We start from the raw sequence: 14,158 nt of genomic DNA on the forward strand, positions 1-14,158 counted from the left end.
TCTCCATTCTCATTCCCTCAGCGGTATCGGGGCGACCAGCGCGTGCGTGCGATGTGTTCGCTCAGCGCCATAGGGTCTTGGGCCGGCGCAACACCGTCTTTGACCGCCTGTGCCGCAACCGCTTCGGCGATACGTATGGTGACGTCCGGTGTGTCGCGCAGCGACGGCAGCAACGGCGAAGCCGGGCTGGAAAATGCAGGAGATTCTTCGCCGAGGGCCCGAGCGGCGGCCGCGACCATGGTGTCGGTCACCCGGGTGGCTTTGGCGGCGGTGACCGCGAGTCCGATCGCGGGAAAGATGTAGACATTGTTGCACTGCGCGACCTCGCGGCGAGATCCGTTGCGGTGCAACGAGCCGAATGGCGATCCGGTCGCGATCAGCGCGCGGCCGTCGGTCCAACGGTCGAGCTCGTCGGGATGTGCCTCCGCGCGACTGGTCGGGTTGGACAGCGGGAAGATGATGGGGCGCTCGACTTTGCCGGCCATCTCTCGCACGATCGTCTCGTTGAACGCGCCCGCCGCCGACGACAGACCCAGCAGGACATCGACGTCCACGTGGCGCACGACGTCGGCGAGTTGCGCCGGCCGGGACAGGTTCCACGATGCTACCCGCGCGGCCGGTTGGGCGTGACGGCGCTTGGCTTCGGAAAGCCCCGGACGGTCATCGGTCAGCAGACCGAATGAGTCGACCACCCAAAGACGTTGCCGTGCAGCGCGTTCGGTTAAGCCAAGACTCATCAACTCGCGATGCAGCATGTCCATCACCCCGATGCCGGCCGACCCGGCGCCCAGCATCACGATGTCGAGTTCCGACAAGGGCCGGCCCACGACCCGGGCGGCACCGTGCAGGGCGCCCAGAGTCACTGCGGCGGTCCCTTGGATGTCGTCGTTGAAGGTCAGCATGGTGTCGCGATACCGGTCCAGGATGGGTTGGGCGTGGGTCGTCGCGAAGTCCTCCCACTGCAGCAGCACGTGGGGAAGCGTCTGCCGTACCGCGCTGACGAACATGTCGATGAAGTCGTCGTAGGCCTGGCCGTCGATGCGGCGGTGCCGCCAGCCCAGGTAATAGGGATCATCCAGGAGAACGGCGTTGTCGGTGCCCACGTCGAGCAGAATGGGAAGGGTCCGCCCCGGATCGATCCCCCCGATCAGGCTATAGAGCGAAAGCTTGCCGACCGGGATCCCCATGCCACCGATTCCCTGGTCTCCCAAGCCGAGGATCCGCTGGCCGTCGGTGACGACGATGACGTCGATGTCACGGTGCGGACGGTTGGCCAGGGCCTCGGCCAGGCGGTGACGTTGCGGGTAGGAGAGGAACAGGCCTCGGGGGCGACGGTAGATGTTGCTGAACTGCTGGCAGGCTTCGCCGACGGTCGGGGTGTAGACGATCGGCAACGTTTCCACGATGTGTTCCTGCAGGACGCGGTAGAACAACGTCTCATTACGATCCTGCAGCGCCCGCAGGTAGGCGTGCTTGTCCAACGGTGTTGGGCGAGTGCTGAACTCGTGCCAGCAGTGCTCGACTTGCTGGTCGAGCGTCTTGACCGCGGTCGGCAGTAGGCCCATCAAACCCAGGCGGCTGCGCTCCTCATCGGTGTACGCGGTGCCTTTGGTCAGGAGGGGATCGAAAAGCCGGGCGTACCCCCTGGGGTCGACATGCATTGCGTTGATTCCGTTCTCCATTATGGGCCCAGCGAACCACGCAGCGCCGCCCGCGACGAGCCGTTCTTCCCTGTCAATCCGTGAGGAGCACTTTGATCGCGCGGCGTTGCGCCATGGCGTCGTAGCCTTCGGCAACCCCCGACAGGGGCAGGGTCAGGTCGAAAACCCTGCCGGGGTTGATCTTTCCGTCGAGGACAAGCTCGATGAGCGAGGGCAGATATCGGCGAACGGGTGCGGTCCCCCCGCGCAGGCCCACCTGGCTGTGGAAGAGTTCGGTTGCAGGCACGCTGGTGTTCTGAGGGAGCCCGACGAAACCGATGGAGCCGCCCGGCCGGACGGTGGCCAGCGCTTGCGCCATCGACTCCGCGGTGCCCACGCACTCCAGCACGCAGTCGGTTCCCAGACCCCCGGTCAGCTCCTTGACTTGTTGGGCGCCGTCGGCGCCGCGCTCGGCGACGATATCCGTGGCGCCGAATTCGACTGCCAGTGCTTGGCGTGAGTTGTGGCGGCTCATCATGATGATGCGTTCCGCGCCTTGGTGTGCTGCGGCCAGGACGCCGCACAGCCCGACCGCGCCGTCGCCGACCACCGTCACCGTGGAGCCGCGCCCCACATGCGCGGCCTCCGCGGCGTACCACCCAGTGCCCATGACATCGGAGAGCGCCAGCAGGTTCGGGATATCTGTCGGACTCGGAGTGGTGGGAGTCGCTACCAGCGAACCATCCGCCCACGGCACGCGCACCGCTTCGGCCTGACATCCGCGCATCATGGCTCCTTGCGGGCAGGACGACTGAGCGCCCGCCCGACACAACGCGCAGGTGTTGTCGCAGTAGCGAAACGGCCCTACGACGAAGTGGCCGGGCCTGACACTCGTGACGTCGTCACCGACCTCTTCCACCACTCCGCAGTACTCGTGCCCGATGGGCGTGGGCGCCGCGTCGCCGGCGTCGCGATACGCCCAGAGATCGGTGCCGCAGATGCAGCTGGCGGTGATGCGAACGACGGCATCGGTGCTCTCGCGCAATACGGGATCGGGAAGCTCTTCCAATCCGACGTGTCCGGTCCCGTGCAGTACCGCACCGCGCATGCCCAATCCTTTCCGCGAGCTGATGTGTCGACACCTGGCGTGCAACGCCGGCGGCGATCAACGAGTGGGGGGCACCGTGATTCCGGTCTCGACCCCGGGGGTAGTGAGAAGCAGCCGGTCGCCGAGGCCGCGCCGCGCGAACGCGGGCTCCAGCGCGTCGAGCTCTTCGGTCAGGTGCCCCCAACCGTCGGCGTGCAGCGGCACCACCACGGGACAACCGAGGATGGCGGCGGCTTCGGCGGCCTGGTCGGCACCGAAGGTGAGATAGGCGTCAAGCAAGGACGTTCGGGCGCGCCCGGCGAAGATCAGCGCAATATCGATAGGACCGGCGTGGTCGGCGATGTCGCGCACCACCGACAGCGACGCGTTGTCGCCGCTGATATACACCGTCGGCAGTCCCGCGCCGCTCAGGACGAAGCCGCGCACCTCGCCGGTGAGGTGTTCGGTGCCGACCGGGCCGTGCTGCGCAGGTACCCCGGTGACTTTGAGTTCACCACCGTCGGGGCGAATCAGAATGTGGCTGCGCCACAACGGTAATTCGCGTGTGTTGCCCCCGAGTCGTTCCGCGGCCGCCTTGGTGCTCAACACCAGCGGCGCCGCCCGCAGCACCTCCCGGCCCGCGTCGTCAAGGTTGTCCGGGTGCTGGTCGTGGGACAGCAGGACCGCATCGATGACGCCTATGTCGCGGGGTTCGATGGCCGGTCCAACGGTTTTCGTCAAGACTCGCCGGCCGATCGGGTGATCCCCGGGCTGGTCGAAGGTGGGGTCGGTCAGTAGGTTCAATCCGCCCATGCTCACGATTGCGGTGGGGCCGCCGACCGTCCGAAGCGTGACGGCCGCCAGACCCGTACCCGAGACCGCCGCCAAAGACGTTGCCATGCCTACATTGTTGGCACAGCGCTGCCGTCAACGTGAGACATGCGGTGGCACAAAATGGGCGATTCCGGCCACAGCGACAAGATGCGCGGCTTCCGCGGCCCGCGGCCTCAGCACGACGGGCGCAACTGCTCACCGTTCGAGAAGCGTTGCCGCTCGGCGACTCTTGCGCGCGCGTTCAGCCGATACTGCAGGGGGCTGATGCCGAAGTGGCGGCGGAAATGGCGGCGGAGTGCCACTCCGTTGGTGAATCCCGACTGTTGAGCGATGTCGTCGATCGAGCTGTCACCGTCCTCCAAGAGGCGCTGGGCGGCCAGTACGCGTTGATAGAGCACCCACTGCAGCGCCGACATGCCGGTGACCGTGCGAAATTGGCGGTCGAAGTTGCGCCTGCTCATCATTGCCCGCCGGGCGAGCGCGTCGACGTCCAGAGGCTCGGCGATGTGCTGCACGGCGTAGGCCATGATCTCGGTAAACGTCTTGGCCGGCTGGGGTAACGGCAACACGTTGTCAACGACTTGCGCCTGCGTTCCGTTGCGGCGCGGCGGCATGGCCATCCGCCGGGCGATGGCCGCCGATGCGCGGGCACCCCACTGCCGGGCGACCAGGTGCAAGCAGGCATCGAGCGCCGCGCCGGTGCCGGCGCCGGTCACGATGTCGCCGTCGTCGATGAACAGCACATCGGGATCCACCGAGACCTTGGGATACATCGCGGCCAGCGTTGGCGCGTAGAACCAGTGGGTGGCCGCGCGACGGCCGTCGAGCAGCCCGGTGGCGGCCAGCACAAAGCCACCCAGACAGAAGCTGACCAGCGTCGCGCCGCCCGCGTGCGCCGCCCGAATTGCATCGAGGGCTTGCTGCGGCGGGCGCTCTCGGACGTCGCGCCAACTCGGCAGCATGATGATCGACGCCTCGGCCAGAGCTTCGAGACCGTAAGGGGCCGTGACGATCAGGCCCCCCGTCGTGGTGAGGGGTCCCTCTTCGCCGGCGACAGGAAGGAACCGAAACTTGGGCGCCCCCGTGGACGATCGATCCATGCCGAAGACGCTCATCGGCACCGAGGTCTCGAACATCGGTGCGCGGTCGAAGATGACCAGGGCGACCGCTGATGGGTCTCGCACCATGAGGAGCCTCCTACGCGCGGTTGTCGATCTCGCGGCGGCCCGAGAGCCGCGTACTTCAGGCCACTAGTTTAGCTGCCGCCGTCCGCCACGCGACACCGTTGGTGGTGGCCCACCCGATCCGCGATTACCCGCATCGGCCCAGCTCGCAGTTCATTTTGAGGTGTGCGACCAGCGGCTGGAGCCGGCGGACAGGCTCGGCCGCATTTCGATCAGTTTCGGCCACACCGTCGACATCGTCGCGCCGTGATTCACCAGAGGGGGTCACGTGTTCGACGGCTTGAAGTGATCGAAACTCGCGTGAATCGCTACTCCCGGAACGCAATTGGACGCCGTACGTTCGTCGGAGGTGGAGCGACGTGGCGTTAAGGCCACACGCGAAACCGCGCGGCCCCGGGGCTGCCGGGTCGGTGCTTCACCACCCGTTGCGGCCGAGCATCAGCAAGGAGAACTCATGAAGTTGTTGTTTGTCGTCACCTCGCACGACCAGCTCGGCGACAGTGGCGTGCAGACCGGTCTGTGGTACGAAGAGCTCGCCGCTCCCTACTACGTCTTCACCGACGCCGGCCACCAGGTGACGATCGCGTCACCGAAGGGCGGTAAGCCCCCTGTCGACCCGCGAAGCACCAACCCGCCCTTCGACGCGCCGGTGTGTCACCGCTTCGATGCGGACGCGACAGCCCAGGCGGCGTTGGCGGACACCGCGGTGCTCGCATCGGTCGCTGCGGAGGACTTCGACGCCATCTTCTATCCGGGCGGTCACGGGCCGATGTTTGACGTCGTGGAAGACAAGTCGTCGATTGCCCTGATCGAAGCGTTCTACGCCGCAGGCAAATACGTGGCCAGCGTGTGCCACGGTCCAGGGTCGCTGCGCCGCACCCAAACCCCCGACGGGCAGCCCCTGGTCGCCGGCAGACACGTCACAGGTTTCACCAACGCCGAAGAAGTGGATTCCAAGGCGCTCGACGACGTGCCCTTCCTCATCGAAGACGAGTTCGTCCGGCTGGGCGGGATTTTCGAGAAGGTCGCGAACTGGCAACCCCACGTCGTGATCGATGGTCAGCTCATCACCGGCCAGAATCCCGGTTCGGCCCAGGGCGTCGCGGAAGCGTTGCTGGCTCAGCTCACCCAGTGACCGGATCGACCGGCCCGCCCCTCTCGCCGCAAGGAGTTCCGCGTGCCACGAACGTACGACGATCGCTACCGCATCGGCGAGGCGTTCGCCATGGCCCTCAACAGCAGGGACGTCGACGCCATCCGGGCTGCTGTCAGCGACGGCTGCCGGTGGGTCTTACCGAGTAACGGTGCCAACCCGACCTTGGGCACCAAGGTCGGCCCCGATGCGCTCGTCGAGCGACTGGCCGTGCTGAACGAGGCGCAGCTCAACCTGTTCGTCGAGCATGTCTGCGTCAACGCGCACGGCGACATCGCGCTGATCTTCCACAATTGGGGGATTCAGGGGGAGCGGCGCATCGACGAGCATTTGGCCACGACGCTCACGGTCGACCCGGACGGCAAGATCACCGAGATCGTGTCATACCTCAGCGATATTGACGCGCTGTTCGCGTACTTCGCCTAGCCGATCGGCGGCGAATGATGTTCGCGTTCCTGCGCTTCCGTCGTGTTCTCCGGCGTGACGTCGTTCGTCGATCGGACGGCCTGCTGTGCCGTCCGGTTGATCGACAGGTGGAAGATGTCGGGTCGCGAGTAGTGACCCACCACGTCGAAGTCGTATTTGGCGCGTACGATGTCGTCCAGATCTAGATCCGCGACCAGTACGGTTTCCTCGTCGTACACCGGCCCGGCCAGGACGTCGCCCAGTGGGCCGATGATCGAACTGCCGCCGTTGGAAACGAGCGTCTCCGGGTCGTCACCGAATGCGCGGGGATGATCGGCGGGGAAGTCCTTGACCCGCATCACCTGGTTGGCCGCCAAGACGAAACAGCGTCCTTCCTGGGCGATGTGTCGCATCGTTGCGTGGTGACTGTCCAGGCCGACAGCGGTTGGTGCGCAATAGATCTGGATGCCCTGTTCGTACATCGCCAGCCGCGCGGTCGGCATCAGATTCTCCCAACACAGCACCGCACCCAGCCGGCCGGCGTCGGTGTCGTACACCGCCATCGTCGAGCCGTCACCGAATCCCCACACCAGGCGTTCGGCGGCGGTGGGCATCAGCTTGCGGCGCTTGCCCAGCAGGGAACCATCGGGAGCGAAGTACAGCGCGCTGCAATACAACGTGGACCCGCCCCGCTCGATGGCGCCGATCACCAGGTAGCTGCGGTGGCGACGAGCGATCTGCCCCAGCCGGTCGGTGTCTGCGCCCGGCACGTCGATGGCGGCCTTGAAGTAGCGAAGATACTCGTCGCGGCCCTCGCGGGATCGCTGCCCGACGACAGCGCCGAAGTGGCTGCCCTTGGGGTAGCCACCGATGAACGCTTCGGGAAACACTGCCACCCGGGCATCGTTCTCGGCGGCGCGTGCCGCCCAGTGGTCGACTAATTCGATGGCACCGCAACGATCGAAGGGTGTGGTTCCGGCTTGAATCACCGCGGCGCGGGTAACGGTCACGACGTCCTCCTAAACGGTGTCCAGCGACGCCAGCGTCGCCGTGGGTCGGTCGGTGGTTGGCCGCGCCGGCATCAGTAACGACCCCACCCGAGTCATCCCGGTGCCCGGTGCGCAGTTGATGTATTCGAAACGGTTGTTGGCGGGCAACGCGAAGGCCTCGTGCCAGGTGATGACGTCGCGGCGCGGGCCGTACTTGTGACCCATCGCGATCTGATGGTCGTAGATGGCGTGATGCGTCGGGTGGTCGGCGGCCCACGATTCCAGGCCGGCGTAATCCTGGAATACCGCATACACCGACGTTTCGCGGCGTGGGGTGAAGTCGTCGTCGACGTTGGTCAGCTGCCGCAGGTACACACATCCCGTGTCGGGGTGATGCACCAGGTAGTCCATTCCGCGGTCGAGCTTGGGCCGCAACGCGTCCTCGTAGTCCTTGGCCTGTTCCGGTTCGGAGTCGTGCCAGTACTGCCCGGAGCGCATCACCAGCGTGTTGAGCGGCAGGAAGCTGAGCAGACGGCGCCCGCGCGGGTCGATGGCGTCGTCGTAGTGCACCGCCACCCCGAGAGGGGACTCGATCTCGTCGACCGCGGTGATCGGGATTCGGTCCCGCGCGGCGCCGCTGTAGCCGTTGTTGGTGATCTTGACGATTTCGGTGTCCGGGGTGCGGCCCAGTCCGATGCGATAGTCGCTCTTCGAAAAGATGGTTTCGTGACGGTCGTACGGGCACACGATCGTTTCGCGCCAGTATCCGACGGTCTCGCGTTCCCGGTCGACGGAGCCCCACCACGGCGCGAGACCGGCCCGCACCCACCACCATCCGTGCGCCGAGGTGGAGGTCCAGTACGCGACCACGACGGTGGCCGGTTGTCCCGCCTCGTCGCGCGGGCACACCATGACTTCGAACGCTTCCGGGCCGTGCGGGCGCCCGAAAGCCTCGCGTAAGCGCGCCACGAACTCCACCGACGCGGGACTGTCCGGTGCGGCGCCCTGCACCGCGAACCAGTCGGAGACCAGTTCGGGCACCGGCCGTCGCCACCTCAAGGAAAATCGAACGGACGGCGGGGTGAAGTTGGGGGGTCGGCGCGCGGCCACGGTGCGCTCATAGGTCGGCTCGAAAATGTCCATGCGGCAAACTCCTCGAGTCCAACCTCGTCGCGGTGTGCAGCACTGGGCTACCTTGCTGCCGACCAGTATCACCGCCGAGCGGCGAATCACCCTGTCGCTGGCTGAAATCGACCAAACTCTGGCGGTCGTTGACCGATTCGCGTCGAGGCGCCAGCGCGGCAATTACCCGACGGCCGATCTCTCGTGGGCCCGTCCACGGCGCTCTCGTGGCTTCTCGAATCTTCGCGTTTTTGTTTGTGCTACAGCCAGTTCGGCAGATCCTCGGCGTCGGTGAGAGGTGGCGCCCTTATTCGGCGTGGGGAACCAAGGCGCGGTACTCAGCCGTTGCCGCCGCGTCGATGTGAGTGTGACCGCGGCACCGATGAGGCACGATCAGAGGGTGATGACAGTGTCGGGCGCCGTGTTACATGGCGATGTGAACACCGAATCATCGCTACTGTTGGCGCTGGACCTTTTTGGCACATTCGTGTTCGGACTCAACGGGGCGCTGACCGCGGTGCGTGCCGCGCGGCTCGACCTGGTCGGCGTCGTCACCCTGGGAATGATGACGGCGCTTGGTGGCGGCGTCATCCGCGACGTGCTCATCGGCGCGATACCGCCGGCGACGTTTCGCGACTGGCGCTACTTCGCTCTGGCCGCTGGTGGCGCGCTCATTGCGTTTGGGTTGAGCTGGTGGCTGGGGCGGTTGGGGAAGCTGATCATCGTGCTGGACGCGGTCGGCTTGAGCGTGTTCGCTGTCATCGGCGCCAGCAAGGCAGTGGAATTCGGCCTCGGGGTCGCACCGGCGGCTGCGCTCGGGGTCGTCACCGCGGTGGGCGGCGGCACGATTCGCGACGCCTTGGTCGGGCTCGTTCCGACCGTGCTGCGCAAGGAACTGTATGCAATTCCGGCACTGGCGGCCGCAGGGCTCACCGTGGCCGCCATGAAGCTGGGCGTCTACGGCCTACCGGCCGCGGCGGGAGCCGCCGCGGTGTGCTTCCTGATCCGGATGCTCGGTGTCCGGTTTGGTCTCAACGCCCCGAGCATGCCGCGCGACGGCCACGGTTCCCGTGGCGCCGACGCCGAGTAGCGCATCGGACCGGCGGAGGATTCAGGTGGCGAGCCAGGCCGAGGCGGCAACCACCAGCGCTTGGGTGCCGGTGTCCAGGGTGGGTTGGATCACCGGGGCGAAGGTCGGCGCGTGGTTGACGGGAATGGCCTGAGCAACCGTTCCGGCTTCGGCGGCCTCGCGGTACTGCTGCGCGTCGATTCCGCCGATGCCCCAGTACGTGTAGGGGACGCCGAGCGCGTTCGGGATGTCGCTGAAGTCCTCACTGGCCGACTGTGCCGCGATCGGCCGGAAGCGATCGCCGAAGTATCCGGCGAAGGCGTCGCTGACCCGGTCAGTGACCGCGTCGTCGTTGACCGTGCGGGGGAAGCTGTCGTAGAGCTCGAACTCGGGCTCCTTGGGTGAGCCCGAGGCCTGGCACTCGGCGGCGACCATGCGCCGGATCGCGGCGAGGACCGAGGCGCGCACGGAGTCGTCATACGTCCGCAGGTTCAGTTCCAGGACGGCACGATCGGCGATCACGTTGCTCTTGCTGCCGGCGCGGATGCTTCCGATCGTCAAGACGACCGTGTCGGAGCCGGCGACCTCCCGGGAGACGATGGTCTGCAACCGGATGACGATCATCGCCGCGAGCACCACGGGATCGACGGCGGCCTGCGGCATCGAGCCGTGCGCACCGCGGCCGTAGACCGTGATGCGCATGCTGTCGGTCAGCCGACAGGACCGGGCCGCGACGCGTGCCGACGTGTCCCGCCGGCGCCGGCAGGACATGCTGGGCAAGAGCCACGTCGATAGACGGCACGGCCTCGGCCAGGCCGTCATCGACCATCCCGCGGGCACCGTCACCCACCTCCTCGGCGGGCTGAAAGAGCGCGACCGCTGTTCCGCGCCAGTGCCGCCGCGCGTCAGCGAGCAGTGCGGCGGCGCCCAGCAGACACGTGACATGGACGTCGTGGCCGCACGCGTGCATGACGGGGACCTCCTGACCAGCGCCGTCGGTAGCCCGAACGGTGCTGGCGTACGGGAGACCGGTGGCTTCTTCGACGGGCAGCGCGTCCATGTCGGCGCGCATCAGTACCGACGGGCCGTCGCCGTTGCGCAACACGCCGATGACGCCGGTGCCGCCGATGCGGTCGTGGACCTCGTAGCCCCAGTCGCGCAACCGGTCCGCGGCGAGCTTGGCGGTCCGATGTTCCTGATGGGACAGCTCGGGGTGCTGGTGCAGGTCGCGATAGAGGTCTTCCTGCCAGTGACGGATCTCGGCCAGGCCGCCCAAGATGGCGGCGGCGTTCGACGCGGCGCTCAACTTTCCTCCGGTTGCGGTAGCTGGAAGCGCAGAAGATGCGTGCTTCTATTGTTGCCCTTCACCCGTCGCCATGAGGCTGATCTGCTCGGCCGTTCCCGACTCCCTACGGAGTGTCGAGGATCAACCGAGGCCGCACAGGCCAGAAGTGCCCGGCTACAAAGCGCCCCCGGCACGACTCGAACGTGCGACCTAGGGATTAGAAGGCCCTTGCTCTATCCACCTGAGCTACGGAGGCAATGCGCAGGTCAGTCTATCCAACGCCGCCGGCGGCCGGATCGGCCGCCGCGACGCGCGCGAAAACCCTTCGCGCGCCGCAACTATCGGCTAGTGTATGGACTCTCGACACACGTACAACACCGGCCGGTAAACGGCCGTTCACCGCAACGAGGCGTGTGCATAACCCCAAGGGGTGGGCGTGCAATGAGCGTGGCCGTAGACCTGACTTCCCGGTGCGCGCGGGCCGGCGCGCAGGCGCTGCGCCTGGCGGCCGACGCCAGGAACGCCTGCCGGGCCGGTGGGCTGCTGCTGCGGGGCTCGCCGTTCATCGCGAGCTGCGTCGCCGGCTGGCTCTCCACCGAATTCCCGCCGCACGTGGTGACCGGGCACGCGCTGTCACGCGTCGCGCACCCGTCGATCGGCCGGGTGGGCAACACCTGGGCGGCCCAACGGGCCGACCGCGCCCTCACCGCCGCGCTCGAGGAGGCCCTGGGGCCGCAGTTCCGTGAGCAGGTGTGCCATCCGGCGTTCGTGGGGTCCGCGTGCGCGCCACGGGCCGGGCGCCTCGGCAGGCCCGGCCCGCACCGCCGCTACGCGGGGCAGACCTCCGACATCTCCTACGGCCCGGGTGGCCGCGACAACCTGCTCGACATCTGGCGGCGCCACGACCTGGCGCCCGGCTGCCGGGCCCCGGTCCTGATCCAGGTGCCGGGCGGGGCGTGGGCGCTCAACGGCCGTCGCCCGCAGGCCTACACGCTGATGAGCCGGATGGTCGAACTCGGCTGGATCTGCGTCTCGATCGACTACAGCAAGAGCCCGCGCTGCGCGTTCCCGGCTCACCTGATCGACGTCAAAAGGGCGATCGCGTGGGTCCGGGAAAACATCGCCGCCTACGGGGGCGACCCCGACTTCATCGCGATCACCGGTGGCTCGGCCGGCGGGCACCTCGCCTCCCTGGCGGCCCTGACGCCCAACGACCCGACCTTCCAGCCCGGGTTCGAGCGCGCCGACACCACGGTGCAGGCCGTCGCGCCGTACTACGGCGTCTACGACTTCACCGACTTCGACAACATGCACGAGCTGATGCTGCCGTTCCTGGAACGGTTCGTCATGAAGGCCCGCTACGCCGAGACGCCCGAACGGTTCTCGGCGGCCTCGCCCGTCTCCTACGTGCACCGCGACGCACCGCCCTTCTTCGTGCTGCACGGGGAGAAGGACGAATTGGTGCCCAGCGGCCAGGCGCGAGCCTTCTGCGCGGCGCTGCGCTCCGCCGGCGCCGCCACGGTGGCCCACGCCGAACTCGCCAACGCCCACCACGCCTTCGACATCACCCCCACGGTGCGGTCGCGGCTGGCCGCCGACGCGGTCGCGGACTTCCTGGGCGTTATCTACGGCCGCCGGGTCAGCTCGCTGCTCGATTCCGCCCCGCTGACCGCGACTTCGGCCAGCTGAGCCGCGCTCCCACCGCCGCGGCCCGGGCTCCTTTCACCGGCGCGGTAACCCGACTAGCGTTGTGGTGATTATCGGGTGGGCGGGCGGTCCCAGACAGGAGGCTTGAGCGACGGTGACCAGGTTGACGCGTCGAGCTGCACGACCATGACTGAACCCGTCAAGGCCATCGCGTTGTCCGACGAGCTGGGGCCGGTCGACTACCTGATGCATCGGGGGGAAGCCAACCCGCGGACCCGCTCGGGCATCATGGCGCTCGAGGTCCTCGACACCACCCCGGATTGGCAGCAGTTCCGCACGCGCTTCGACAACGCCTCCCGGCGGGTGCTGCGGCTGCGCCAGAAGGTGGTGGTGCCGACGCTGCCCACGGCGTCGCCGCGCTGGGTCGTGGACCCCGATTTCAACCTGGACTTCCACGTCCGGCGGGTGCGGGTCTCCGGACCCGGCACGCTGCGCGACGTCTTCGACCTCGCCGAGGTGATCCTGCAGTCCCCGATGGACATCTCCCGGCCCCTGTGGACCGCCACGCTGGTGGAGGGCCTGGCCGACGGCCGCGCGGCGACCCTGCTGCACGTCAGCCACGCGGTCACCGACGGCGTCGGCGGGGTCGAGATGTTCGCCGAAATCTACGACCTCGAGCGCGAACCCCCGGCCAGGCCGACGCCGCCGCTGCCGATCCCGCAGGACCTCACGCCCAACGACCTGATGCGCCAAGGCATCAACCAGCTGCCCCTGGCGCTCGTCGGCAGCCTCGTCAGCGCCGTGTCCGGGGCGGTGTCGGCCGCGGGGCGCGCGGTGCTGGAGCCGACGGCCACCGTGTCCGGGATCGTCGGGTACGCGCTGTCGGGGATGCGGGTGCTCAACCGGGCCGCCGAGCCGTCGCCGCTGCTGCGCCGGCGCAGCCTGGCCAGCCGCACCGAGGCCATCGACATCCCGCTCGCCGACCTGCACAAGGCGGCCAAGACGGGCGGCGGGTCGATCAACGACGCCTACCTGGCGGGCCTGTGCGGGGCCCTGCGCCGCTACCACGAGGCGCTCGGCGTGCCGATCAAGACTCTGCCGATGGCGGTGCCGGTCAACCTGCGGGCCGACGCCGACACCGCCGGCGGCAACCGGTTCACGGGCGTCAATCTGGCCGCGCCGGTGGGCACCGTCGACCCCGTCGCTCGGATCGCGAAGATCCGGGCGCAGATGACCCAGCGCCGCGACGAGCCCGCGATGAACATCGTCGGGTCGTTGGCGCCGGTGCTCAGCGTCCTGCCGACGGCGGTGCTCGAAGGCATCACCGGCTCGGTGATCGGCTCGGACGTCCAGGCCAGCAACGTGCCGGTGTTCCCGGGCGACACCTACATCGCCGGCGCAAAGGTGCTGCGCCAGTACGGCATCGGTCCGCTGCCGGGGGTGGCGATGATGGTGGTGCTGATCTCGCGGGGCGGTTGGTGCACCGTCACCGTGCGCTACGACAGGGCCGCGGTCCGCAACGAGCCGCTGTTCGCCCAATGCCTGCTCGAGGGCTTCGACGAGATCCTGGCGCTGGCCGGCGACGCGGCGCCGCAGGCCGTGCCGGCGTCCTTCACCGAACCGGCCACCTCGGCGCGGACGGTGGTGGGCTCGTGAGCGCGCCGCGGCAGTCCGACGCCAAGCGCGGCAGCCGGCAGCCCGAGCCGCGGGACAAGGACCTGCGGTTGCCGGGCTCGGTCGCCG

Annotated in this window: 11 protein-coding genes, 1 tRNA gene and 1 pseudogene; 5 read left to right on the forward strand and 8 right to left on the reverse strand. The window is 67.9% G+C overall.

What is annotated here, in order from left to right; all coding sequences use genetic code 11:
* Window positions 1-17: 17 nt before the first annotated feature.
* The 4 genes from A5700_RS09875 to A5700_RS09890 form a co-directional block, all read right to left on the reverse strand.
* The gene (locus tag A5700_RS09875; protein ID WP_369828257.1) at window positions 18-1,682 is read right to left on the reverse strand and encodes an NAD-dependent malic enzyme; all 1,665 of its coding nucleotides are present in this window, start codon (window positions 1,680-1,682) and stop codon (window positions 18-20) included.
* Between the two features lie 52 nt (window positions 1,683-1,734).
* Complete coding sequence (locus tag A5700_RS09880; protein ID WP_068069959.1) at window positions 1,735-2,748, reverse strand: zinc-dependent alcohol dehydrogenase family protein; 1,014 nt, start codon at window positions 2,746-2,748, stop codon at window positions 1,735-1,737.
* A gap of 57 nt (window positions 2,749-2,805) precedes the next feature.
* Window positions 2,806-3,627, reverse strand: coding sequence for an MBL fold metallo-hydrolase (locus tag A5700_RS09885; RefSeq protein ID WP_068069961.1), 822 nt, complete (start codon window positions 3,625-3,627; stop codon window positions 2,806-2,808).
* A 107-nt stretch (window positions 3,628-3,734) separates the two neighbouring features.
* Window positions 3,735-4,748, reverse strand: coding sequence for a GlxA family transcriptional regulator (locus A5700_RS09890; RefSeq protein ID WP_068069963.1), 1,014 nt, complete (start codon window positions 4,746-4,748; stop codon window positions 3,735-3,737).
* A 451-nt stretch (window positions 4,749-5,199) separates the two neighbouring features.
* Between A5700_RS09890 and A5700_RS09895 the strand changes: the two genes are divergently transcribed.
* Both A5700_RS09895 and A5700_RS09900 read left to right on the forward strand, forming a co-directional pair.
* A complete protein-coding gene (locus A5700_RS09895; protein ID WP_068069964.1) occupies window positions 5,200-5,880 on the forward strand; it encodes a type 1 glutamine amidotransferase domain-containing protein in 681 nt (226 codons plus the stop codon).
* 42 nt (window positions 5,881-5,922) lie between these two features.
* Window positions 5,923-6,324, forward strand: a complete 402-nt coding sequence (locus A5700_RS09900) for a nuclear transport factor 2 family protein (RefSeq protein ID WP_068069966.1) — start codon at window positions 5,923-5,925, stop codon at window positions 6,322-6,324.
* Here the strand turns inward: A5700_RS09900 and A5700_RS09905 are convergent.
* On the reverse strand, window positions 6,321-7,313 hold the full coding sequence (locus tag A5700_RS09905; RefSeq protein ID WP_082960486.1) for a carbon-nitrogen hydrolase family protein: 993 nt from the start codon (window positions 7,311-7,313) through the stop codon (window positions 6,321-6,323). The two genes, A5700_RS09900 and A5700_RS09905, sit on opposite strands and share 4 nt — an antisense overlap.
* Window positions 7,314-7,322: 9 nt before the next feature.
* Window positions 7,323-8,333, reverse strand: coding sequence for a phenylacetaldoxime dehydratase family protein (locus tag A5700_RS09910; RefSeq protein ID WP_068069968.1), 1,011 nt, complete (start codon window positions 8,331-8,333; stop codon window positions 7,323-7,325).
* Between the two features lie 517 nt (window positions 8,334-8,850).
* On the opposite strand from A5700_RS09910, the gene A5700_RS09915 reads away from it, so the two are divergent.
* On the forward strand, window positions 8,851-9,504 hold the full coding sequence (locus A5700_RS09915) for a trimeric intracellular cation channel family protein (RefSeq protein ID WP_068069970.1): 654 nt from the start codon (window positions 8,851-8,853) through the stop codon (window positions 9,502-9,504).
* Window positions 9,505-9,525: 21 nt separating this feature from the next.
* On the opposite strand, the pseudogene A5700_RS09920 reads toward A5700_RS09915, so the two are convergent.
* Together A5700_RS09920 and A5700_RS09925 are read right to left on the reverse strand one after the other, a co-directional pair.
* Window positions 9,526-10,762: pseudogene (locus A5700_RS09920) on the reverse strand (amidohydrolase).
* Between the two features lie 188 nt (window positions 10,763-10,950).
* Window positions 10,951-11,024 (reverse strand) — tRNA-Arg (locus A5700_RS09925).
* 185 nt (window positions 11,025-11,209) lie between these two features.
* Between A5700_RS09925 and A5700_RS09930 the strand changes: the two genes are divergently transcribed.
* Both A5700_RS09930 and A5700_RS09935 read left to right on the forward strand, forming a co-directional pair.
* The gene (locus A5700_RS09930; protein ID WP_068069972.1) at window positions 11,210-12,457 is read left to right on the forward strand and encodes an alpha/beta hydrolase; all 1,248 of its coding nucleotides are present in this window, start codon (window positions 11,210-11,212) and stop codon (window positions 12,455-12,457) included.
* Between the two features lie 144 nt (window positions 12,458-12,601).
* Window positions 12,602-14,071 (forward strand): wax ester/triacylglycerol synthase family O-acyltransferase, encoded by a 1,470-nt coding sequence (locus A5700_RS09935; RefSeq protein WP_068070051.1) that lies wholly within the window; start codon window positions 12,602-12,604, stop codon window positions 14,069-14,071.
* Window positions 14,072-14,158: the final 87 nt, after the last annotated feature.

Origin of the sequence: Mycobacterium sp. E1214 (genome assembly GCF_001666755.1) — a bacterium.
Classification (GTDB): Bacteria; Actinomycetota; Actinomycetes; order Mycobacteriales; family Mycobacteriaceae; genus Mycobacterium.